Origin of the sequence: Microbacterium meiriae (assembly GCF_040685015.1) — a bacterium.
Classification (GTDB): Bacteria; Actinomycetota; Actinomycetes; order Actinomycetales; family Microbacteriaceae; genus Microbacterium; species Microbacterium meiriae.
The window spans coordinates 493,150-513,617 of the sequence record NZ_JBFBHD010000002.1; the positions used below are offsets into that span (position 1 = coordinate 493,150).

Genomic DNA, 20,468 nt, shown 5'->3' on the forward strand with positions numbered 1-20,468 from the left:
GGTGAACCGGAGACGGCTGGCGGTCTGGGGCGACCCGATCGGGCACTCACGGTCGCCGGAGCTGCACGCCGCAGCCTACGCGGTGCTCGGGCTGGACTGGGAGTACGGGCGCCGCCAGGTGGGCGCGGAGGGCTTCGCGGACGCGGTCGAGGCGCTCGACGACACCTGGCGCGGCCTGTCCCTGACGATGCCGCTCAAGGAAGAGGCCTACCGATACGCCGCCAGCCGGGATGCCCACGCGGAGCTGACCGGCGCGGTCAACACGCTCCTGTTCTCGGAGACCCCGGCAGGATTCAACACCGACGTCGGCGGGATCGTCGATGCGCTCGGGGACGCCGGCATCCGCGAGATCGGGACGGCGCGGATCCTGGGCGCCGGAGCCACGGCGGCCTCGGCCCTCGTCGCTCTCGCCGACCTGGGGGCGACACGGGTCGAGGTCGCCGCCCGTCGGCCGGAGCGCGCCGCGGGGCTCGTCGGGATCGGGGAGCGACGCGGCGTCGTGGTCACCCCGCGACCGCTCGACGAGGTGGAGGGCGCCGTCGACCTCACGGTGGCGACGCTGCCCTCCGGTACAACGTTGCCGCCGGAGAGTGCCGCCCGCCTGGCCGAGACCGGCGGCACGCTGTTCGACGCCGCCTACGCGCCCTGGCCGTCCACCCTGGCGGCGGCATGGGGCGCAGCGCCGGCGGTCTCCGGACTCGGAATGCTGCTGCATCAGGCGGTCCGGCAGATCCGGATCTTCCTGCACGGCGACCCGGTTTCGCCGCTGCCGGACGAGGACGCGGTCCTCGCCGCGATGCGCGCCACCCTCTGAGCGCCGCCCGACGAAACGCGGCACGGCGCGGGGGGAAACGCATGGGAGACTAGAGCACATGCTCCGCGTGCTCACGGCCGGCGAATCGCACGGCCCAGAACTCATCGCCGTCATGGAGGGTCTGCCCTCCGGCGTCCCGGTGTCGTCCGAGGCCATCCAGGCCGACCTCGCCCGCCGCAAGCTCGGCTATGGACGCGGCTCCCGGATGAAGTTCGAACAGGACGAGCTCACCATCTCCGGCGGTGTCCGGCACGGGAAGACGCTGGGCAGCCCCATCGCCCTGCGCATCGGCAACACCGAGTGGCCGAAGTGGATCGAGGTCATGAACCCGGAGCCCGTGGAGCTCACCGACCGCTCGCGCGGTCGTGGCGCGCCGCTGACCCGGCCGCGTCCGGGCCACGCTGATCTCGTGGGCATGCAGAAGTACGACTTCGACGAGGCCCGTCCGATCCTCGAGCGCGCGAGCGCCCGGGAGACCGCGGCCCGCGTGGCGCTCGGTGCCGTCGCCCGCTCCTTCCTCGGTGAGCTCGGCATCCGGCTCGTCAGCCACACGCTCTCCATCGGCCCGGTGCGCGTGCCGGATGGCGCGGCGCTGCCGACCCCGGACGACGTCGACGCGCTGGACGCCGACCCGCTGCGGTGCTTCGACCCCGCGACCTCGGCACTCATGGTCGCGGAGGTGGACGACGCCAAGAAGGACGGCGACACGCTCGGCGGCATCGTCGAGGTCCTCGCCTACGGCCTGCCGCCGGGCCTCGGCTCCCACGTGCACTGGGACCGTCGCCTGGACGCCCGACTGGCCCAGGCACTCATGAGCATCCAGGCGATCAAGGGCGTGGAGGTCGGCGACGGCTTCGAGACCACACGTCGCCGGGGTTCGGCCGCCCATGACGAGCTCTTCGTCACCGCCGACGGCATCGCCCGCGGCACGGACCGCGCCGGCGGCACCGAGGGTGGCATGTCCACGGGGACCGTCCTGCGCGTGCGGGCGGGCATGAAGCCGATCGCGACCGTGCCGCACGCGCTGCGCACGATCGACATCGCGACCGGCGACCAGGCGACCGCGCACCACCAGCGTTCCGACGTCTGCGCCGTGCCCGCGGCGGGCGTCGTTGCGGAGGCCATGGTCGCCATCGAGCTGGCCCGCGCCGTGTTGGAGAAGTTCGGCGGCGACAGCATCCGTGAGACGCGCCGCAACCTGGAGGGATACCTCGACGGCATCCCCGCGGAGCTGCGCACGGCCCCCGCGTCCGAGGCGGCGCTCATCGCGCATGACGAACGAGGCTGAGCCGCTGACGCTGGTCCTCGTCGGACCGATGGCGGCAGGCAAGACCAGTGTCGGGCGACGGGTCGCGCGGCGTCTGGGGGTCGCCTTCATCGACACCGACAAGCGCATCGTCGCCGCGCACGGCCCGATCCCGGAGATCTTCGCCACGCACGGCGAGGCGCACTTCCGGGAGCTCGAGCGCGCGGCGGTCCGTGAGGCTATCGCCGAGGGCGGCGTGATCTCCCTCGGCGGCGGCGCGGTCACGGACCCGGAGACGCGCGCGCTGCTGCGTGCGCACCCCGTGGTCTTCCTCTCCGTGAGCGAGGCAGCGGTGGCCGACCGACTGCGCGGCGGGACGCGCCCGCTGCTGGCGGGCGAGGACCCGGTCGAGAAGTGGAAGCGCATCTTCGCGGAACGGCGAGGATGGTATGACGAGGTGGCGTCGACCACGTTCGACACCTCACGGCGTCCGATGCAGCGCATCGCGGACGAGATCGTGGCATGGAGGAGAGAACAGCGATGAGCACGACGACCATCAGCGTCACCGGGAGCGACGCCTACGACATCACGATCGGACGGGGGATCCTCGACCAGGTGTCCGCGGCTCTCGCGCCGGGCGTCCGCAAGATCCTCGTCGTGCACCCGCCGACCCTCGCGGCCCGCGCCGCCGAACTCCGCGACCGACTCCTCGCCGACACCGCCGATGGCCCGCGTGAGGTGCTGCTCGCCGAGATCCCGGATGCCGAGCAGGGCAAGCGCATCGAGGTGGCCGCGTTCTGCTGGCAGGTCATGGGTCAGGCGGACTTCACGCGCACGGACGCCGTCGTCGGCTACGGCGGGGGAGCGGTGACCGACCTCGCCGGCTTCGTCGCGGCGACCTGGCTGCGCGGCATCCAGATCGTTCAGGTGCCCACCACCGTGCTCGGCCTCGTGGACGCCGCCGTGGGCGGAAAGACCGGGGTCAACACCGCGGAGGGCAAGAACCTCGTCGGCGCCTTCTGGGCACCGCGCGCGGTGATCGGCGACCTCGACGAGCTGGGCAGCCTGAGCCCCAACGAGGCCACTGCGGGGTTCGCGGAGGTCGTCAAGGCCGGCTTCATCTGGGCACCGGAGATCCTCGACATCATCGAGGCCGATCCCGCGCGCGCGGTCGACACCACGACGGAGGAGTTCCGGCGGTCCGTCGAACTCGCGATCGACATGAAGGCGCAGGTCGTCTCGGACGACTTCCGCGAGGCCGGACAGCGGGAGATCCTGAACTACGGCCACACCCTCGGCCACGCGATCGAGCATGCCGAGCGGTATCGCTGGCGGCACGGGGCGGCCATCTCGATCGGCATGCTGTATGCCGCGGAGCTGTCCCGGCTGGCGGGGCGCCTCTCGGACGCTGCGGCGGAGCGCCACCGCACGATCCTCGAGTCGCTGGGCCTGCCCACCTCGTACCGTGCCGGAGCCTGGCCGCAGCTGCTCGCCACGATGCAGCGCGACAAGAAGAGCCGCGGCGGCATGCTCCGCTTCATCCTGCTGGACGACATCGCCAAGCCCACCGTGCTCCAGGCGCCGGACGAGTCGCTGCTCTTCGCCGCGTATCAGGAGATCGGCGCATGAGCATCGCCGTCCGGCGCATCACGCCGGAGGACTGGCGGGAGGTGAAGGCGCTGCGGCTGCAGGCCCTCGCCGACCCCGCCGCGCCGATGGCCTTCCTCGACACCGTCGAGCACGCCGCCGCACAGCCCGACCGCTTCTGGCAGGAGCGCGCGGCGAACGCCTCGGGTGACGCGGCCGCGGCGCAGTTCGTCGCGATCGCCGACGACGGCACCTGGACCGGCACCGTGACGCTGCTCCCGCATCGCGAGCAGCATGACGCCGGCCTGGTCGTGGGAGTCTACGTGGCGGATGCGCACCGCGGTGCGGGCGTCATCGATGCGCTCCTCGACGCCGCGGCCGCCTGGGCACGTGATCGCGGCCTCCGTGCCCTCGTGCTCGAGGTCCATGTGGACAACGAGCGGGCGCAGGCGGTCTATCGTCGACTCGGCTTCGTCCGGACCGGCGAGATCGAGACCTCCGGCTTCGGTCGGGAGTGGGTCATGCGCCGCGAACTGGCCGACACGGGGAGCGTGCCCGCATGACGGCTCCGCGTCGGCTGCTGCTCGTCAACGGCCCCAACCTGAACCTCCTCGGCACCCGCGAACCCGAGGTCTACGGCACGGCGACCCTCGCCGACGTCGAGCGGATCACCGCCGAGGCCGCGGCGGCGTTCGGGTTCGAGGTACGGGCGCTGCAGAGCAACCACGAGGGCGTGCTCATCGACGCGATCCACGACGCGCGGTCGGACTGCGCGGGCATCGTCATCAATCCGGGCGGCCTCACCCATACGTCGGTGGCCCTGCGCGACGCACTCACCGGCGTCGCGTTGCCCTTCGCCGAGGTGCACATCTCCGACGTGTACGCCCGCGAGGAGTTCCGTCACCACTCGTACCTGCACGACGTCGCCGCGGTCCGTGTCATCGGACACGGCGTCGACGGCTACGCGGAGGCCGTGCGAGAGCTCGTCGCGCACCTCTGACCGGGCGGGATCAGGGCAGGCCGACGAGCAGGACGCAGACGGTGATGCCCACGAGCGTCAGCAGAGCCATGGCGAGGAAGCAGCCGGCCAGCGCACGGAGCCGAGGACGCACAGGCGCCACGGCGAGGCGGATGACGACCATCGCCACCAGACCCATGACCAGGACGATCGCCGTGATGAGGCCGACCGTTCCCGCCGCCCCGCCGCTGCGGACGATCCCGATCAGGGGGACGAGGCTGACCGCGGTGAAGATCGCGGCGACGATGAGCCACACCGCCCCGGACGACGTCCGCAGTGCCGGCTGATTCGCCATCCTGGTCGGGTCGCGGTCGCGGTCGCGGTCGTTCTCGCTCATGTCGATTCCTCCTGTCCCGCTCCAGGCTGCCCGGGGGCGGTCGTCGTCGTCACGGGGCTTCCCCTCGCACCCAGGAGCGTCTATCGTGCCCACGCGGCGGCTGGCGCCGGGCATCCCGTAGAATCGACTGTCGGCCGACCCCGGCCCCCACGGACTCAGGAACGGAACTCCTCGCACATGGCATCCACCGCAGACATCAAGAACGGCGTCGTCCTCAGCATCGACGGGCAGCTCTGGAGCGTCATCGAGTTCCAGCACGTCAAGCCCGGCAAGGGCGGCGCGTTCGTCCGCACGAAGCTGAAGAACGTCGTCTCGGGCAAGACCGTGGACCGCACGTACAACGCCGGTGCGAAGATCGACATCGAGAACGTCGACCGTCGCGACTACACCTACCTCTACACCGACGGTGACGGGTTCGTGTTCATGGACCAGACCGACTTCGACCAGATCACGCTGCCGGCCGCCACGGTCGGCGACGCGAAGAACTTCCTGCTCGAGAACCAGCAGGTCACCATCGCCCTCAACAACGGCAACCCCCTCTACATCGACCTCCCGGCGTCGGTCATCCTCGAGGTGACCTACACCGAGCCCGGCCTGCAGGGCGACCGCTCGTCCGCCGGCACCAAGCCCGCGACGCTCGAGACCGGCTACGAGATCCAGGTCCCGCTGTTCCTGGAGACCGGCACCAAGGTCAAGGTCGACACCCGCACGGGCGAGTACCTCGGCCGCGAGAAGTAAGGCGTGAGCGCCCGCACGAAGGCGCGCAAGCGCGCGCTCGACATCCTGTTCTCCGCCGACGTCCGCGGCGACGACGTCGCGGTGGCCCTCGCCGCCGAGGCGAAGCGTGCCGCGAACGAGCCCGCGCGCGAGGCGTCGTGGCTGTACGCCCGCGAGATCGTCGACGGCATCATCGACCAGCGCGACGAGATCGATGAGCAGATCACGACGCACAGCCGTGACTGGAAGCTCGAGCGGATGCCCGCCGTCGACCGCGCCCTGCTGCGCATCGGCGCGTGGGAGATCCTCTACAACGACGAGGTGCCGACCGCGGTCGCGATCGACGAGGCGGTGGAGCTCGCGAAGGAGTTCTCCACCGATGAGTCGGGCGCGTTCGTGCACGGCGTGCTCGCCCGCGTCGCCCGCTCGGCCTGAGCGCCGCAGCGGCGGTGTCGGCGATGGCGGGCAGGATCATCCCATGATCCGCCCGCCCGTCTCCGCCTCGGGTGCCCCGGGAGACGGGGCGCGGGACTGGCGCGCGCTGTTCGAGGGCGGCGCCGCTCCGGCGGCGACGACCCCGCTGGCCCTCGGGTTCGAGCTGCGCGTCCGCGACGCCCGAGGAGCGAATCCGTGGGCGTCCCGGCCGCAGCGCACCGCGACTCCGCGTGATGTCGCGAAGGCGACCGGAGAGATCCTCCTCGGCATCCGTCCGCTGGAGCGGAGCGCGGCGACGGGGTCCTGGGTGCTCGGCTCCGCCACCTGGGACGCGGTCCGCCGCGCGCCGGACCAGTACGGTCGGGAGCAGTCGCGGTGGTTCGCCGATCTGCTGAGCATCGCGCGCGACGCGCTGCTCTCCGGCACGGCGGGGGACTGGCTCGTCGCCGACCTGATCGAGTCGCGGCTCCTCTGGGGGCATCTTCGGTCGGCGACCGACCTTGGCATCCCGCTCGTGGCGGCCCAGCGGTCGACGACGCTCGTCCTCGCTGACAGCGCAGAACTGGCGGCGACCGTGTCCCGTGACGACGACGGCGGCCTCGTCGTCCGTCCGGTCGTGACCCTGGACGGGCGCGAGACGCTGCCGGGCAGCATCCGCGCCCTCGGGCGCTCCGGCGTGTACGAGGTCGCGCAGAGCGGGTCGCGCCTGCAGGTGACGCTCGCGGAGCTTCCGCTCGCGGGGCCCGCGCCGTCGCTGCTCCGGGCCGGGATGCTCGTCGTCCCCGCAGCGGAGGAGGCGGCCTTCCTCCAGGACGCCTATCCGCTCCTCGCGCGTCGCCTCTCCGTCCGCGCGGTCGGCCGCGTCTCGCTGCCGGACCTCCCGCCGCCCCGTGCCGTGCTGCGGGTGGCGTTCCGTCGCGGCGACACCGTGGAGTACGCCGTCGAGTGGGACTATCGCGGCTTCGGGCGGGTGCCGTTCACGCCGGGTCCGGAGGCCGTGCGCGATCCGGAGGCCGAGGCCGGGGTGACGGAGCGGATCCGGAACGTCTGGCAGGAGCACGGTGTCGCGTTCGCCCCCGCGGGCGCGTTCCACGACGTGGAAGCCGCGGAGTTCATGACCCGCGTCGTCCCCGCCGTGGAGGCGGAGGGCGTCGAGGTGGAGGGGTCGGGCCGCCGCAAGACGTATCGCGAGCTCGCCGGGGAGCCGGAGATCACGGTCTCGACCGTGGAGAGCACCGACCCGGACTGGTTCGACCTCGGCGTCATCGTCCGCATCGACGGTCGGAACATCCCGTTCGAGCCGCTCTTCACCGCCCTGAGCGCGGGGAGACGGAAGCTCCTGCTCGTCGACGGCAGCTACTTCTCCCTGAACCACCCGGCGCTCGACCGTCTGCGTGACCTGCTCGACGAGGCCGGAGACCTCGACGAGTGGGAGACGGGCCCACGGATCAGTCGTCATCAGACGGATCTGTGGGAGGAGTTCGAGGATCTGGCGGACGAAGCCCTTCCCGCGGTGAGCTGGCGCGCCACGGCCGAGGGACTGCGGAGCGCCACTGCGGTGCCGTCGGTGCCGATCCCGCCGGGGCTCACCGCACACCTTCGGCCGTACCAGAAGGAGGGCCTCGACTGGCTCGCGTTCCTCTGGACGCACCGCCTCGGCGGCATCCTCGCCGATGACATGGGGCTCGGGAAGACCGTCCAGTTGCTCGCGCTCATCCTGCATGCCAGGGCGGCGGGGGAGGAGCGCCCCTTCCTCGTCGTGGTCCCGACGTCCGTGCTGGCCACGTGGCGCACCGAAGCCGCGCGATTCGCTCCCGGCCTCCGCGTGGTCACCCGGGACTCCACGGCCGGACCGTCGGCGAGTGTCGCGGCTCGCGAGGCCGACGTCGTGCTGACGACCTACGCCGTCGCCCGGCTCGATGAAGAGGGGTTCGCAGGCGTCACCTGGGCCGGATTGTTCCTCGACGAGGCCCAGTTCGTGAAGAATCCGGCGACGAAGCTGCACCGTGCCGTCGCCCGCTTCCCAGCCGACGTCACCATCGCGGTCACGGGCACGCCGCTGGAGAACAGCCTGGAGGAGCTCTGGGCGCTGCTGAAGCTCACGGCGCCCGGCCTGTTCGCCTCGGCGCGGAAGTTCCGCGAGCACTACATCCAGCCGATCGAGCAGGGGAAGGTCCCGGAGAACGCGGAGGGCGGACCCTACCGGCAGCGCCGCCTCGCGCAGCTTCGACGGCGCATCCGTCCCCTCGTGCTCCGCCGCACCAAGGAGCTCGTCGCCCCCGATCTTCCGCCGAAGCAGGAGCAGGTGCTGGAGGTCGAGCTGAGCGCGGGGCATCGCGAGCTCTACGAGACGGTGCTGCAACGCGAGCGGCAGAAGGTGCTCGGCCTGCTGGAGGATCTCGATCGGAACCGCTTCATCGTGTTCCGGTCGCTGACTCTGCTGCGCATGCTGAGCCTCGCTCCGGCGCTGATCGACCCGGCCGATGCGCGCCTCGGCTCCCGCAAGCTCGACGAGCTCCTGGAACGGATCGTCGAGCTGCAGGCGGAGGGGCACCGCGCGCTCGTGTTCAGCCAGTTCACGTCCTTCCTCGACATGGCGGCCGCGCGTCTGGACGCCGCCGGCATCCCGTACGCGCACCTCGACGGCTCGACGCGGCATCGCGAGCGGGTGGTCACGGACTTCGCGGAGGGGGAGCAGCCCGTCTTCCTCATCAGCCTGAAGGCCGGCGGATTCGGACTCACCCTGACCGAGGCCGACTACGTCTTCCTCCTCGACCCGTGGTGGAACCCCGCCGCCGAGGCGCAGGCCGTCGACCGCACGCACCGCATCGGCCAGCGCAGCCAGGTGTTCGTGTACCGCATGATCGCGACCGGCACGATCGAGGAGAAGGTCCTCGCGCTGCAACGCCGCAAGGCGCGGCTGTTCACGGCCGTGCTCGACGACGACGCGCTCTTCGCCCAGGCGCTCACCGCCGACGACATCCGCGGTCTCTTCGACGACTAGACCGTTTTCCCCGGCCCGTCCCGCCGGCTGCTCAGGGAGCCGTCGGTACAATCGAACGGTTCATCTTCGAGAGGAATGCAATGCGGATCACGGGACTCGGCCACGCCGGCATGTTCATCGAGACGGTGGGCGGCAACATCATCTGCGACCCGGTGCTCGGCCCGTCCTTCTTCGGGTCCTGGTTCCCGTTCCCGGACAACCGCGCGCTCGACTGGGAGCGGTACGGACGGGAAGCCGACTTCCTCTACATCTCGCACCGGCACCGCGACCACTTCGATCCGGCGCTGCTGGAGCGGTACATCCGCAAGGACATCGAGGTGCTCCTCCCGGAGTACCCGATCGACGACCTGGAGCAGGACATCCGGGCGCTCGGCTACACGAACATCACCTACGCGCCCGCCGGCGAGATCATCGAGCGCGGGGCGCTCAAGATGATGATCACCCCGCTGCGCGCTCCGAGCGACGGCCCGATCGGCGATTCGTCGCTCAGCGTGGACGACGGCACGGGGTCGATGCTGAACCAGAACGACTCGCACCCGCTCGATCTCGACAAGCTGCTGCACTTCGGGAAGCCCGACGCCTACTTCACCCAGGTCTCCGGAGCGATCTGGTGGCCCATGGTCTACGACCTGCCTCTGGACGCCAAGCAGAACTTCGCCCGTCTCAAGCGCGAGGCGCAGAACAAGCGGGCGATGTACTACATCGAGAAGGTCGACGCGCCGCACGTCTTTCCGATGGCAGGGCCGCCCATGTTCCTCCGCGACGACCTCTTCGACTTCAACGGGATGGGCCGCAACGGCGAGTCCATCTTCACGGACCAGAAGCAGTTCATCGCGCACATGAAGGAGCTGGCGCCGAAGTACGACGGGCAGCTCTTCGTCCCCGGCACGCTCGTCACGATCGACGGCGGTGCGGTGACCACCGAGCAGACGCTCTACACCGAGGCCGAGCTCGCCCACATCTTCGACGAGAAGTGGGAGTACCTGGAGGAGCAGCGCGCGACCCGCCAGCAGGAGATCCGCGACGAGGAGGCGTCTCGCGCCGAGACCATCCCGCCCGACGAGATGTTGGCGGCGATCAAGGAGTGGTGGGAGCCGCTGCTGAAGAAGTCGCGCACCATCCGCCTCGGTGTCGGCGGGCACGTCCGCTTCCGGATCGGGGAGCTGGACATGGTGGTCGACTTCCCGCGCGCCAAGGTCCGCGAGTACGCGGGCGAGGAGTGCGTGTACTGGTACACGATCCCGGCCGACCTCGTGTCGACGAACATCCGCGACCACGAGATCGACTGGTCGAACTCGATCTTCCTGTCGATGCAGTTCTCGGTCGGGCGCAGCGGCAAGTTCAACGAGTTCCTCACCACCTTCCTCAAGTGCCTCTCGGTCGACCGGATCGAGTACGTCGAGAACTGGTACCAGGAGCAGACCGACCAGACCGAGGATGCGGAGATCGGCGACTGGGTCGTCCAGCGCCGCTGCCCGCACCTTCGTGCCGACCTCACCAAGACGGGGAAGGTCGACGAGGACGGCATCCTGACGTGCAGCATGCACGACTGGAAGTGGGACCTGAAGACCGGGCGCTGCCTCTCCACGAGCGGCCACCCGATCCGTTCCTCGAAAATCGACGACGTGACGGATCCCGTGCTCCGCGAGGCGAGCTGACCGGGGGGACCATCGCGGGTCCGATAGACTGGGGGCACTAGCAACCTTTAACACCGTCCTGTGAGGCGGAGAAGGGAGCGGCTGATGAGTGTGCGCACTGTGCTGCACCAAGCCGACATCTCACGAGCGCTGACCCGGATCGCGCACGAGATCCTCGAGTCCAATCGCGGGGCCGACGGCCTCGTCCTGCTGGGCATCCCGACCCGCGGTGTCACGCTGGGTCACCGGCTCGCCGCCCTGATCAGCGAGATCGCCCAGGTCTCCGTCCCGGTCGGCTCCCTCGACGTGACGCTCTTCCGCGACGACCTCGCCAAGCACCCGACGCGGTCGCCGCAGCCGACGGAGATCCCCCCGGGCGGCATCGACGGGAAGACGGTCGTCCTCGTCGACGACGTCCTGTTCTCCGGCCGGAGCATCCGCGCCGCGCTCGACGCCCTGCAGTCGATCGGCCGTCCCGCCGTCGTGCGGCTCGCGATCCTCATCGACCGCGGACACCGGGAGCTTCCCATCCGCCCGGACTTCGTGGGCAAGAACATCCCCTCCGCGCGCACCGAGCGCGTCAACGTGCGCCTGTTCGAGAACGACGGCGCCGAGGAGGTGACGATCGGCGAATGAGGCACCTCCTCGACACCCGCACGCTCGACAGAGCCACCGCCCTGCGCATCCTCGACGTCGCCGAGGACATGGCTGACACGCAGTCCCGCGAAGTCAAGAAGCTCCCCACGCTCCGTGGCAAGACGGTCGTGAACCTCTTCTTCGAGGACTCCACGCGCACCCGCATCTCCTTCGAGGCCGCGGCGAAGCGCCTGTCCGCCGACGTCATCAACTTCGCCGCGAAGGGCTCCAGCGTCTCCAAGGGCGAGAGCCTGAAGGACACCGCGCAGACGCTCGAGGCCATTGGCGCCGACGCGGTCGTCGTGCGTCACCCCGGCTCCGGCGCCCCGCAGACCCTGGCCACGAGTGGCTGGATCTCCGCCGGGGTCGTGAACGCCGGCGACGGTACGCACGAGCATCCCACCCAGGCCCTCCTCGACGCCTTCACCATCCGCAAGCGCCGGTTCGGAGCGGACAGCCGCGGACGCGATCTGTCCGGTCTCCGAGTGACGATCGTCGGCGACGTGCTGCACTCGCGGGTGGCGCGCTCCAACGTCTGGCTGCTCACGACGCTCGGCGCCGAGGTCACGCTCGTCTCGCCGCCGACCCTGGTTCCGCAGAACGTGTCCTTGTGGCCGGTCCGCGTGGTCTACGACCTGGACGAAGCCCTCGCGGAGGGGCCCGACGCCGTGATGATGCTGCGCATCCAGCTCGAGCGGATGAACGCGGCGTATTTCCCGACTGAGCGGGAGTATTCGCGCCGGTGGGGCCTGGACGCACGGCGCGTGGCGGCTCTGCCGGGCGGTAGCATTGTCCTGCACCCCGGACCCATGAACCGGGGACTGGAGATCTCCTCCGAAGCTGCCGATTCCCCCCGTTCGACGGTGCTGGAACAGGTGTCGAACGGGGTCTCCGTGCGCATGGCGGTGCTGTACCTGCTGCTGGCAGGGGAACGAGACGACGAACGAGGGGGAGACCTGTGAGCGAGACCCTCGTCATCACCGGGGCACAGCTGCTCGGCGCGACGAGCGCCGACATCATCATCGAGGACGGCGTGATCGCCGAGGTCGGGACGGGGCTCACCCGCACCGGCGCGCGCGTGATCGACGCCGCGGGCCTGGTCGCGCTGCCGGGTCTCGTCGATCTGCACACCCATCTGCGCGAACCCGGGTTCGAGGCCTCCGAGACGATCCTCACCGGCACCAGGGCGGCCGCCGCCGGCGGGTTCACCGCCGTGTTCGCGATGCCGAACACCTCCCCGGTCGCCGACACGGCGGGCGTGGTCGAGCAGGAGCTCGCCCTCGGCGAGGCGGCCGGCTACGCGACCGTGCAGCCGATCGGCGCCGTCACCGTGGGCCAGAAGGGCGAGCGCCTCGCGGAACTCGGCGCCATGGCCACCTCGCGTGCCCAGGTGCGGGTCTTCAGCGACGACGGCTTCTGCGTCTGGGACCCGCTGATCATGCGCCGGGCTCTGGAGTACGTGAAGTCCTTCGACGGCGTCATCGCCCAGCATGCGCAGGACCCGCGGCTCACCGAGGGCGCCCAGATGAACGAGGGCACCGTCTCGGCCGAGCTCGGGCTGGCCGGGTGGCCGGCGGTCGCCGAGGAATCGATCATCGCCCGTGACGTGCTCCTCGCCGAGCACGTCGGCTCGCGGCTGCACGTGTGTCATCTCTCGACGGCCGGCTCGGTCGACATCATCCGCTGGGCCAAGAAGCGAGGCGTCGACGTCACGGCGGAGGTCACGCCGCACCACCTGCTGCTCACCGACGAACTCGTCCGCGGCTACGACGCGCGGTTCAAGGTCAACCCGCCGCTGCGCCGCGAGGAGGACGTCCTCGCGGTTCGGGAGGGTCTCGCCGACGGCACGATCGACATCGTCGCGACCGACCACGCACCGCACCCCAGCGAGCACAAGGCGTGCGAGTGGCAGGCCGCCGCGAACGGCATGGTCGGTCTGGAGAGCGCCCTGCGCGTCGTGCACCAGTCGATGGTGCAGACCGGTCTGCTCGGCTGGGCCGACGTCGCCCGCGTCATGAGCTCGACGCCCGCCCGCATCGGCCGGCTCTCCGGCCACGGCACGCCGCTCGCAGCCGGGCAGCCCGCGCACATCACGCTGTACGACCCCGCGGTCGACGGTGTGTTCACCGCCGCGGACCTGCACGGGCGCAGCGTGAACTCGCCCTACCTGGGCCGCGCACTGCCCGGGCGCGTGGAGTACACGGTGCACGGCGGCGTCCTCACGGTCGACGGCGGCACCGTCGTCGAGGAGCTCGGCGCATGAGCGCACGGGACCTCGCGGTCGCGATCATCATCGCCGTCGCGCTGCTCATCCTGCTGTCGATGCTGTTCGCCTGGCGACGACGAGTGCGGCGCGATGCCGCGTACACGGCCCCGCTCGGGGTGCCGGAGCACGCGGAGGTGACGCGCCGCGACGAGGTGCTCTACGTGTCCACCACTCGGCACGAGCAGCCCCTCGAGCGGCTCGCGATCACCCCGCTGGCGTTCCGTGCACGCGGCGAGCTGGCTGTGACCGACCGCGGCATCGCGCTGGCCCTGGACGGTGCCCCCACCGTCTTCCTCGCCGCCGACCGCCTGGTCTCCGTCGACCGCGCGACCGTCACCATCGATCGCGTCGTGGAGCCCGGCGGGCTCGTGCGCATCGCGTGGCACGTCGACGACGCGACCGTCGTCGACAGCTATGTGCGCCTCACCGGCGGCGACCTCCCGACCCTCATCTCCGACCTGCAGCGGCTCATCCCCGCCGCCCCTGACACAGGAGCCACGTCATGACCCTCTCGACTTCCTCCCCGCAGGCCTCCGCGGCCTGCCTCCCCGATCCCGCCGTCCTCGTGCTCGAGGACGGCACCCGACACCGCGGACGCGCCTACGGCGCGCGCGGACGCACCCTCGGCGAGGTCGTGTTCGCCACCGGCATGTCGGGATACCAGGAGACCATCACCGACCCGTCCTACGCCGGACAGATCGTCCTGCAGACGGCCCCGCACATCGGCAACACCGGCATGAACGACGAGGACACCGAATCCCGCCGCATCTGGGTCGCCGGCTACATCGTGCGCGACCCCTCGCGCGTCGTCTCGAACTGGCGTGCGAACGCGTCCCTCGACGAGGTCCTCGTCGAGGACGGCATCGTCGGCATCAGTGGCATCGACACGCGTGCGGTCACCCGTCACATCCGCTCCGCCGGCTCCATGCGCGGCGGCATCTTCTCGGGTGCGGACGCGGAGCTCGACCCGGAGGAGCAGCTGCGCATCGTCCGCGAGGCTCCGGAGATGACCGGCCTCAACCTCTCTGCCCAGGTGTCCGTCGAGAACGCGACCGTGACCCCGGCGGTGGGGGAGCGCATCGGCAACCTCGCCGTGCTCGACCTGGGTGTGAAGCAGGCCACGATCGACAACCTCGCCGCCCGCGGCTTCGACGTACACGTCCTCCCGCAGGACGTGAGCATCGACGAGATCCGGGCGATCGAGCCTGTCGCCGTCTTCTACTCGAACGGCCCCGGGGACCCCGCGGCGTCGGGCGACCACGTCGAACTGCTGCGCGCGGTCCTCGACGACGGTCTGCCCTTCTTCGGTATCTGCTTCGGCAACCAGCTCCTCGGCCGCGCCCTGGGTCTCGGCACGTACAAGCTGCCGTTCGGCCACCGCGGCATCAACCAGCCGGTGCTGGACAAGCAGACGGGAAAGGTGGAGATCACCGCGCACAACCACGGGTTCGCCGTCGAGGCGCCCCTGGAGGGCTCGTTCGACAGCCCGCACGGCTACGGCAAGGTCGAGGTCAGCCACGTCGGCCTCAACGACAACGTCGTGGAGGGCCTGCGCGCCCTCGACATCCCCGCCTTCTCGGTGCAGTACCACCCCGAGGCCGCGGCCGGACCGCACGACGCCAACTACCTCTTCGACCGCTTCCGCGACATGGTCATCGCGACCCTTCGACCCGCTCAGGGACCCACCCAGGGAGATGCAAAGTAATGCCCAAGCGCGACGACATCCGCTCCGTCCTCGTCATCGGCTCCGGCCCGATCGTCATCGGCCAGGCCTGCGAGTTCGACTACTCCGGCACCCAGGCGTGCCGCGTCCTCCGCGAGGAGGGCGTCCGGGTCATCCTCGTCAACTCGAACCCGGCGACGATCATGACCGACCCCGACTTCGCCGACGCGACGTACATCGAGCCGATCACCCCCGCGGTGATCGAGACGATCATCGCGAAGGAGAAGCCCGACGCGATCCTGCCGACGCTCGGCGGTCAGACGGCGCTGAACGCCGCGATGGCGCTGCACGAGCAGGGCATCCTCGAGAAGTACGACGTCGAGCTCATCGGCGCGAAGGTGGACGCCATCAAGAAGGGCGAGGACCGTCAGGTCTTCAAGGAGCTCGTCCTCGAAGCGGGCGCGGACGTCGCCAAGAGCGTCATCGCGCACACCATGGACGACCTCCTCGCCGGTGCCGAGCAGCTCGGCTACCCGCTCGTGGTGCGCCCCTCCTTCACGATGGGCGGGCTGGGCTCCGGCTTCGCCTACGACGAGGAGGACCTGCGCCGTATCGGCGGTGCCGGCCTGCGCGACTCGCCGACGACCGAGGTGCTCCTGGAGGAGTCGATCCTCGGCTGGAAGGAGTACGAGCTCGAGCTCATGCGCGACACCGCCGACAACACGGTCGTCGTCTGCTCCATCGAGAACGTCGACCCGGTCGGCGTGCACACGGGCGACTCGATCACCGTGGCCCCGGCGCTGACCCTCACCGACCGCGAGTACCAGAAGCTCCGCGACATCGGCATCGACATCATCCGTGCGGTGGGCGTGGACACGGGTGGCTGCAACATCCAGTTCGCGGTCAACCCGGAGAACGGGCGCATCATCGTCATCGAGATGAACCCGCGTGTGTCCCGGTCGAGCGCCCTGGCGTCGAAGGCCACCGGCTTCCCGATCGCCAAGCTCGCGGCCAAGCTCGCCCTCGGGTACCGCCTCGACGAGATCCCGAACGACATCACCGGCGTGACCCCGGCGAGCTTCGAGCCGACGCTCGACTACGTCGTCGTCAAGGTCCCGCGCTTCGCGTTCGAGAAGTTCCCGGCCGCCGACGCCACGCTCACCACGACCATGAAGTCGGTCGGCGAGGCGATGGCGATCGGCCGCAACTACGCCACCGCACTGCAGAAGGCGCTGCGGTCGCTCGAGAAGCGGGGCTCCAGCTTCCACTGGGGCGAGGAGTCGCGCAGCGTCGAGGAACTGCTCGAGATCGCGAAGACGCCGACCGACGGCCGGATCGTCACCCTGCAGCAGGCGCTGCGCAAGGGCGCGACCATCGAGCAGGCGTTCGAGGCCACGGCCATCGACCCCTGGTTCCTCGACCAGATCGTCCTGATCAACGAGGTCGCCGAGGTCGTGCGCACCGCCGGCGAGCTGGACGACGCGACGCTGCGCTACGCCAAGGAGCACGGTTTCTCCGACGCGCAGATCGCCCAGCTCCGCGGCGAGAGCGAGGCCGAGATCCGCGGCGTGCGCCACGGCCTGGGAATCCGCCCCGTCTACAAGACGGTCGACACCTGCGCGGGGGAGTTCCCCGCGCTGACGCCGTACCACTACTCGAGCTACGACGCCGAGACCGAGGTCGCGCCGTCGGACCGCACCAAGGTCGTCATCATCGGCTCCGGCCCGAACCGCATCGGTCAGGGCGTCGAGTTCGACTACTCCTGCGTGCACGCCTCGTTCGCGCTGTCGGACGCGGGCTTCGAGACCGTGATGATCAACTGCAACCCGGAGACCGTGTCGACCGACTACGACACGTCCGACCGGCTGTACTTCGAGCCGCTGACGCTCGAGGACGTCCTGGAGGTCCTGGACGCGGAGGCGGCGAGCGGCACCATCCTCGGCGTCGTCTGCCAGCTCGGTGGCCAGACCCCGCTCGGGCTCGCGAAGGGCATCGAGGCGGCCGGCTACACGGTCCTGGGGACGAGCCCGGAGGCCATCGACCTGGCCGAGGAGCGCGAGCTGTTCTCGCGACTGCTCGACGAGGCCGGGCTGCTGGCGCCGCGCAACGGCACGGCGATCGACGTGGAGGGCGCGGTGCGCATCGCCGAGGAGATCGGCTACCCCGTGCTCGTGCGCCCGAGCTTCGTGCTCGGCGGTCGCGGCATGGAGATCGTCTACGGCACCGATGCGCTGCGCGACTACTTCGTGCGGACGGCCGGCGAGGTCGTGATCGAGGAGGGCAAGCCGCTCCTGGTCGACCGGTTCCTCGACGACGCGATCGAGCTCGATGTGGACGCCCTGTACGACGGCACCGACCTCTTCATCGGCGGCGTCATGGAGCACCTGGAGGAAGCCGGCATCCACTCCGGCGACTCGAGCTGCACGCTGCCGCCGGTCTCGCTCGGTCGCAGCGACGTGGACCGCGTCCGCGAGGCCACCCTCGCCATCGCACAGGGCGTCGGCGTGCGCGGTCTGCTGAACGTGCAGTTCGCGATCAGCGCCGGCGTGCTCTACGTCATCGAGGCGAATCCCCGGGCGAGCCGCACGGTACCGTTCGTCTCGAAGGCGCTGGGCATCCCGATGGCGAAGGCCGCCAGCCGCATCATGGCCGGCTCGACGATCGCCGAGCTCCGCGCCGAGGGGATGCTGCCCGAGCAGGACGGCTCGCGCGTCCCGCTGGACGCCCCGGTCTCGGTCAAGGAGGCCGTGCTGCCCTTCAAGCGGTTCCGCACCGCCGACGGCAAGACCGTCGACTCGGTCCTCGGCCCGGAGATGCGCTCGACCGGCGAGGTCATGGGCATCGACCGGGACTTCCCGACCGCGTTCGCGAAGTCCCAGGCCGCGGCCTACGGCGGCATGCCGACGTCGGGAACCGTGTTCATCTCGGTCGCCGACTCCGACAAGCGTGCGGTGATCCTCCCGGCGCACCGCCTCCAGCAGCTCGGCTTCACGATCGTGGCGACCGAGGGCACGGCGGAGATCCTGTCGCGCAACGGCATCGCCGTCACGGTGGTCGAGAAGTACAGCAAGACGCAGGAGTCCGGAGCCCGGAACATCGTCGACCTCATCAACGACGGGGAGATCGACATCGTCGTGAACACCCCGTCGGGTGGTGCCGCTCGCGCGGACGGCTACGAGATCCGCGCCGCCGCGGTGGCCGCGGACAAGGCGCTCTTCACGACCATCGCCGTGCTCGGTGCGGCGGTGAGCGGGATGGACGCCGCGCACGAGGGCTTCCAGGTCAAGAGCCTGCAGGAGTACGCGCAGGACCGGATGGCCGCGGTATGACGGAACGCTTCGGCGAGCGGGCCCGCGTCGCCCTGGAGGCGCACGGCCCGCTCTGTGTCGGCATCGACCCCCACGCCGCTCTGCTGGCGGCGTGGGGGCTGACCGCCGATGCTGCCGGAGTCCGGGAGTTCGGGCTCCGTACCGTCGAGGCGGCCGCCGGTAGCGCCGGTCTCGTGAAGCCGCAGGTGTCGTTCTTCGAGCGGTACGGCGCGGCCGGGTTCGCGGCCCTCGAGGAGGTGCTGGCGGCCGCGCGCGCGGCCGGACTGCTGGTGATCGCCGACGCCAAGCGCGGCGACATCGGGTCGACGATGGCGGATTACGCTCAGGCCTGGCTCCCCGCGGGCGCGCCGCTGGAGGCGGATGCCCTGACGGTGAACCCGTACCTCGGCGTCGGTGCGCTGGAGGGTGCGTTCGCCCTCGCGGAGGAGCACGGCAAGGGGCTCTTCGTCCTCGCCGCGACCAGCAACCCTGAGGCGACCGTGCTGCAGCGCGCGACGACCGCGGACGGCGAGACCGTGTCCGCGGCCGTGATCGCCGAGGTGTCGCGCCGGAACGCCACCGGGACGCCCGAGGGGGAGTGGGGGAGCTTCGGCTTCGTCATCGGTGCCACAGTGGACGCGGTGGAAGCGGGGCTGACTCCGTTCGCGCCCGTCGCCCCGATCCTCGCCCCCGGCTTCGGCGCACAGGGCGCCACTCCCGTGGATCTCGTCCGCCGCTTCGGCTCCCAGGCCGGCTCGGTGATCGCGAGCGAGAGCCGCAGCCTCCTCTCCGCGGGCCCGGCGGCCCTCGCCGAGACGATCGCCGACCGTGCCGCCCAGTATCGAGAGGTCAGCCGTGGCTGAGGAACGCCGCACCGTCCCCGAGGTCGACAGGGCCGCCGCCGCACGTCGAGCGGTCGAGCGACGACGCGCCAGGGCCTCGCTCAAGCGCGACCTCACCATGCGCGTCGTCACCCCGCAGGCCGTGCTGCATCGCGCGACGGAGGACCCCGACTCGGTCGAGGGCTCCATGCGCATCACCGACTTCCTCCTCGCCCTCCCCGCGATCGGCGCGGGCAAGCGCGACCGGGTGCTGGAGCAGCTCCACATCTCGCCGGTCAAGCGCCTCGGCGGACTCGGCGCCCGTCAACGCCGAGTGCTGGAGGAGTGGCTCGACGAGCGCTTCCCCGTTCCGACCCCCCGTGGGGCACGCAGCCGGCTCCTCGTCCTCGCCGGCCCCACGGCGGTGGGCAAGGGGACCGTCGCCGCGCACATCCGCGAGAACAACCCGGAGATCCACCTGTCCGTCTCGGCGACCACCCGGCCGCCGCGCCCGGGCGAGATCGACGGTGTGCACTACTACTTCGTGGACGACGCCGAGTTCGACCGCCTGGTCGCCGACGGCGAGCTGCTGGAGTATGCGGTGGTCCACAACCGCTCGCGCTACGGCACCCCGCGCGCCCCGATCGACGCCGCACTGGCGGAGGGGAAGACCGTCCTGCTGGAGATCGACCTGCAGGGCGCGCGCCAGGTGCGCGATGCGGAGCCGTCCGCGACGCTGATCTTCCTCCTGCCGCCGAGCTGGGACGAGCTGGTGCACAGGCTGGTCGGCCGCGGCACCGAGGACGCCGAGGAACGGGCCCGGCGGCTGCGCACCGCGAAGGTCGAGCTGGCGGCGCAGAACGAGTTCGACCACCTCATCGTGAACGAGGACGTCGCCACCGCCGCCCGCGAGGTCGTAGACTTGTCTACAAGCTCTGCGCGCTGACCTGATTCCAGGGTCGAGCACCACGCCGGTCCC

The 20,468-nt window shown here is 70.8% G+C and carries 19 protein-coding genes; 18 read left to right on the forward strand and 1 reads right to left on the reverse strand.

The window, feature by feature from the left end; genetic code table 11:
• Position 1: 1 nt before the first annotated feature.
• From AB0N68_RS10890 to aroQ, 6 genes are read left to right on the forward strand one after another with little or no spacing between them, the layout of a single operon-like run.
• Positions 2 to 814, forward strand: a complete 813-nt coding sequence (locus AB0N68_RS10890; RefSeq protein ID WP_292795090.1) for a shikimate dehydrogenase family protein — start codon at positions 2 to 4, stop codon at positions 812 to 814.
• Between the two features lie 58 nt (positions 815 to 872).
• A complete protein-coding gene (aroC, locus tag AB0N68_RS10895; protein ID WP_259954504.1) occupies positions 873 to 2,102 on the forward strand; it encodes a chorismate synthase in 1,230 nt (409 codons plus the stop codon).
• Positions 2,086 to 2,604, forward strand: coding sequence for a shikimate kinase (locus AB0N68_RS10900; protein ID WP_259954503.1), 519 nt, complete (start codon positions 2,086 to 2,088; stop codon positions 2,602 to 2,604). The genes aroC and AB0N68_RS10900 overlap by 17 nt, the downstream gene beginning before the upstream one ends.
• Positions 2,601 to 3,689: a 3-dehydroquinate synthase gene (aroB, locus tag AB0N68_RS10905; protein ID WP_280570118.1), complete on the forward strand. Its 1,089-nt coding sequence runs from the start codon at positions 2,601 to 2,603 to the stop codon at positions 3,687 to 3,689. Before AB0N68_RS10900 ends, aroB begins: the two co-directional genes overlap by 4 nt.
• Entirely contained in the window at positions 3,686 to 4,210 is a 525-nt protein-coding gene (locus tag AB0N68_RS10910) for a GNAT family N-acetyltransferase (RefSeq protein WP_292795091.1), read from the forward strand. The genes aroB and AB0N68_RS10910 overlap by 4 nt, the downstream gene beginning before the upstream one ends.
• The gene (aroQ, locus tag AB0N68_RS10915; RefSeq protein WP_292795092.1) at positions 4,207 to 4,647 is read left to right on the forward strand and encodes a type II 3-dehydroquinate dehydratase; all 441 of its coding nucleotides are present in this window, start codon (positions 4,207 to 4,209) and stop codon (positions 4,645 to 4,647) included. Before AB0N68_RS10910 ends, aroQ begins: the two co-directional genes overlap by 4 nt.
• Before the next feature lie 10 nt (positions 4,648 to 4,657).
• Here aroQ and AB0N68_RS10920 read toward each other — a convergent pair whose 3' ends face one another.
• A complete protein-coding gene (locus tag AB0N68_RS10920; protein ID WP_292795093.1) occupies positions 4,658 to 5,002 on the reverse strand; it encodes a hypothetical protein in 345 nt (114 codons plus the stop codon).
• Between the two features lie 177 nt (positions 5,003 to 5,179).
• On the opposite strand from AB0N68_RS10920, the gene efp reads away from it, so the two are divergent.
• From efp to gmk, 12 genes are all read left to right on the forward strand, one after another.
• Positions 5,180 to 5,740, forward strand: coding sequence for an elongation factor P (gene efp, locus AB0N68_RS10925; protein WP_025103502.1), 561 nt, complete (start codon positions 5,180 to 5,182; stop codon positions 5,738 to 5,740).
• 3 nt (positions 5,741 to 5,743) lie between these two features.
• A complete protein-coding gene (gene nusB / locus AB0N68_RS10930; RefSeq protein WP_101845674.1) occupies positions 5,744 to 6,154 on the forward strand; it encodes a transcription antitermination factor NusB in 411 nt (136 codons plus the stop codon).
• A gap of 43 nt (positions 6,155 to 6,197) precedes the next feature.
• On the forward strand, positions 6,198 to 9,158 hold the full coding sequence (locus AB0N68_RS10935; RefSeq protein WP_363332693.1) for a DEAD/DEAH box helicase: 2,961 nt from the start codon (positions 6,198 to 6,200) through the stop codon (positions 9,156 to 9,158).
• Positions 9,159 to 9,238: 80 nt separating this feature from the next.
• Positions 9,239 to 10,816 carry a Rieske 2Fe-2S domain-containing protein gene (locus AB0N68_RS10940; RefSeq protein ID WP_259954498.1) on the forward strand — a complete coding sequence of 526 codons (1,578 nt, stop codon included), beginning with the start codon at positions 9,239 to 9,241 and terminating at the stop codon, positions 10,814 to 10,816.
• Positions 10,817 to 10,900: 84 nt separating this feature from the next.
• Positions 10,901 to 11,431, forward strand: coding sequence for a bifunctional pyr operon transcriptional regulator/uracil phosphoribosyltransferase PyrR (gene pyrR / locus AB0N68_RS10945; RefSeq protein ID WP_259954496.1), 531 nt, complete (start codon positions 10,901 to 10,903; stop codon positions 11,429 to 11,431).
• Complete coding sequence (locus AB0N68_RS10950) at positions 11,428 to 12,393, forward strand: aspartate carbamoyltransferase catalytic subunit (RefSeq protein WP_062634500.1); 966 nt, start codon at positions 11,428 to 11,430, stop codon at positions 12,391 to 12,393. Before pyrR ends, AB0N68_RS10950 begins: the two co-directional genes overlap by 4 nt.
• Positions 12,390 to 13,694, forward strand: coding sequence for a dihydroorotase (locus AB0N68_RS10955; protein ID WP_259954494.1), 1,305 nt, complete (start codon positions 12,390 to 12,392; stop codon positions 13,692 to 13,694). Before AB0N68_RS10950 ends, AB0N68_RS10955 begins: the two co-directional genes overlap by 4 nt.
• A complete protein-coding gene (locus tag AB0N68_RS10960) occupies positions 13,691 to 14,203 on the forward strand; it encodes a PH-like domain-containing protein (protein WP_187661502.1) in 513 nt (170 codons plus the stop codon). Before AB0N68_RS10955 ends, AB0N68_RS10960 begins: the two co-directional genes overlap by 4 nt.
• Positions 14,200 to 15,402 (forward strand): glutamine-hydrolyzing carbamoyl-phosphate synthase small subunit, encoded by a 1,203-nt coding sequence (gene carA / locus AB0N68_RS10965; RefSeq protein ID WP_292795095.1) that lies wholly within the window; start codon positions 14,200 to 14,202, stop codon positions 15,400 to 15,402. The genes AB0N68_RS10960 and carA overlap by 4 nt, the downstream gene beginning before the upstream one ends.
• On the forward strand, positions 15,402 to 18,689 hold the full coding sequence (gene carB, locus AB0N68_RS10970) for a carbamoyl-phosphate synthase large subunit (RefSeq protein WP_313366731.1): 3,288 nt from the start codon (positions 15,402 to 15,404) through the stop codon (positions 18,687 to 18,689). The genes carA and carB overlap by 1 nt, the downstream gene beginning before the upstream one ends.
• Positions 18,686 to 19,531 (forward strand): orotidine-5'-phosphate decarboxylase, encoded by an 846-nt coding sequence (gene pyrF / locus AB0N68_RS10975; protein WP_292795099.1) that lies wholly within the window; start codon positions 18,686 to 18,688, stop codon positions 19,529 to 19,531. The genes carB and pyrF overlap by 4 nt, the downstream gene beginning before the upstream one ends.
• Positions 19,524 to 20,435 carry a guanylate kinase gene (gene gmk / locus AB0N68_RS10980; RefSeq protein WP_259954489.1) on the forward strand — a complete coding sequence of 304 codons (912 nt, stop codon included), beginning with the start codon at positions 19,524 to 19,526 and terminating at the stop codon, positions 20,433 to 20,435. The genes pyrF and gmk overlap by 8 nt, the downstream gene beginning before the upstream one ends.
• Positions 20,436 to 20,468: the final 33 nt, after the last annotated feature.

What these genes read in the sequence shown, in the direction of transcription:
- aroC (WP_259954504.1), top strand. Translation starts at nt 873, where the DNA reads ATGCTCCGCGTGCTCACGGCCGGCGAATCGCACGGCCCAGAACTCATC.
- AB0N68_RS10900 (WP_259954503.1), top strand. Translation starts at nt 2,086, where the DNA reads ATGACGAACGAGGCTGAGCCGCTGACGCTGGTCCTCGTCGGACCGATG.
- aroB (WP_280570118.1), top strand. Translation starts at nt 2,601, where the DNA reads ATGAGCACGACGACCATCAGCGTCACCGGGAGCGACGCCTACGACATC.
- AB0N68_RS10910 (WP_292795091.1), top strand. Translation starts at nt 3,686, where the DNA reads ATGAGCATCGCCGTCCGGCGCATCACGCCGGAGGACTGGCGGGAGGTG.
- aroQ (WP_292795092.1), top strand. Translation starts at nt 4,207, where the DNA reads ATGACGGCTCCGCGTCGGCTGCTGCTCGTCAACGGCCCCAACCTGAAC.
- AB0N68_RS10920 (WP_292795093.1), bottom strand. Translation starts at nt 5,002, where the DNA reads ATGAGCGAGAACGACCGCGACCGCGACCGCGACCCGACCAGGATGGCG.
- efp (WP_025103502.1), top strand. Translation starts at nt 5,180, where the DNA reads ATGGCATCCACCGCAGACATCAAGAACGGCGTCGTCCTCAGCATCGAC.
- AB0N68_RS10935 (WP_363332693.1), top strand. Translation starts at nt 6,198, where the DNA reads ATGATCCGCCCGCCCGTCTCCGCCTCGGGTGCCCCGGGAGACGGGGCG.
- AB0N68_RS10940 (WP_259954498.1), top strand. Translation starts at nt 9,239, where the DNA reads ATGCGGATCACGGGACTCGGCCACGCCGGCATGTTCATCGAGACGGTG.
- pyrR (WP_259954496.1), top strand. Translation starts at nt 10,901, where the DNA reads ATGAGTGTGCGCACTGTGCTGCACCAAGCCGACATCTCACGAGCGCTG.
- AB0N68_RS10950 (WP_062634500.1), top strand. Translation starts at nt 11,428, where the DNA reads ATGAGGCACCTCCTCGACACCCGCACGCTCGACAGAGCCACCGCCCTG.
- AB0N68_RS10960 (WP_187661502.1), top strand. Translation starts at nt 13,691, where the DNA reads ATGAGCGCACGGGACCTCGCGGTCGCGATCATCATCGCCGTCGCGCTG.
- carA (WP_292795095.1), top strand. Translation starts at nt 14,200, where the DNA reads ATGACCCTCTCGACTTCCTCCCCGCAGGCCTCCGCGGCCTGCCTCCCC.
- carB (WP_313366731.1), top strand. Translation starts at nt 15,402, where the DNA reads ATGCCCAAGCGCGACGACATCCGCTCCGTCCTCGTCATCGGCTCCGGC.
- pyrF (WP_292795099.1), top strand. Translation starts at nt 18,686, where the DNA reads ATGACGGAACGCTTCGGCGAGCGGGCCCGCGTCGCCCTGGAGGCGCAC.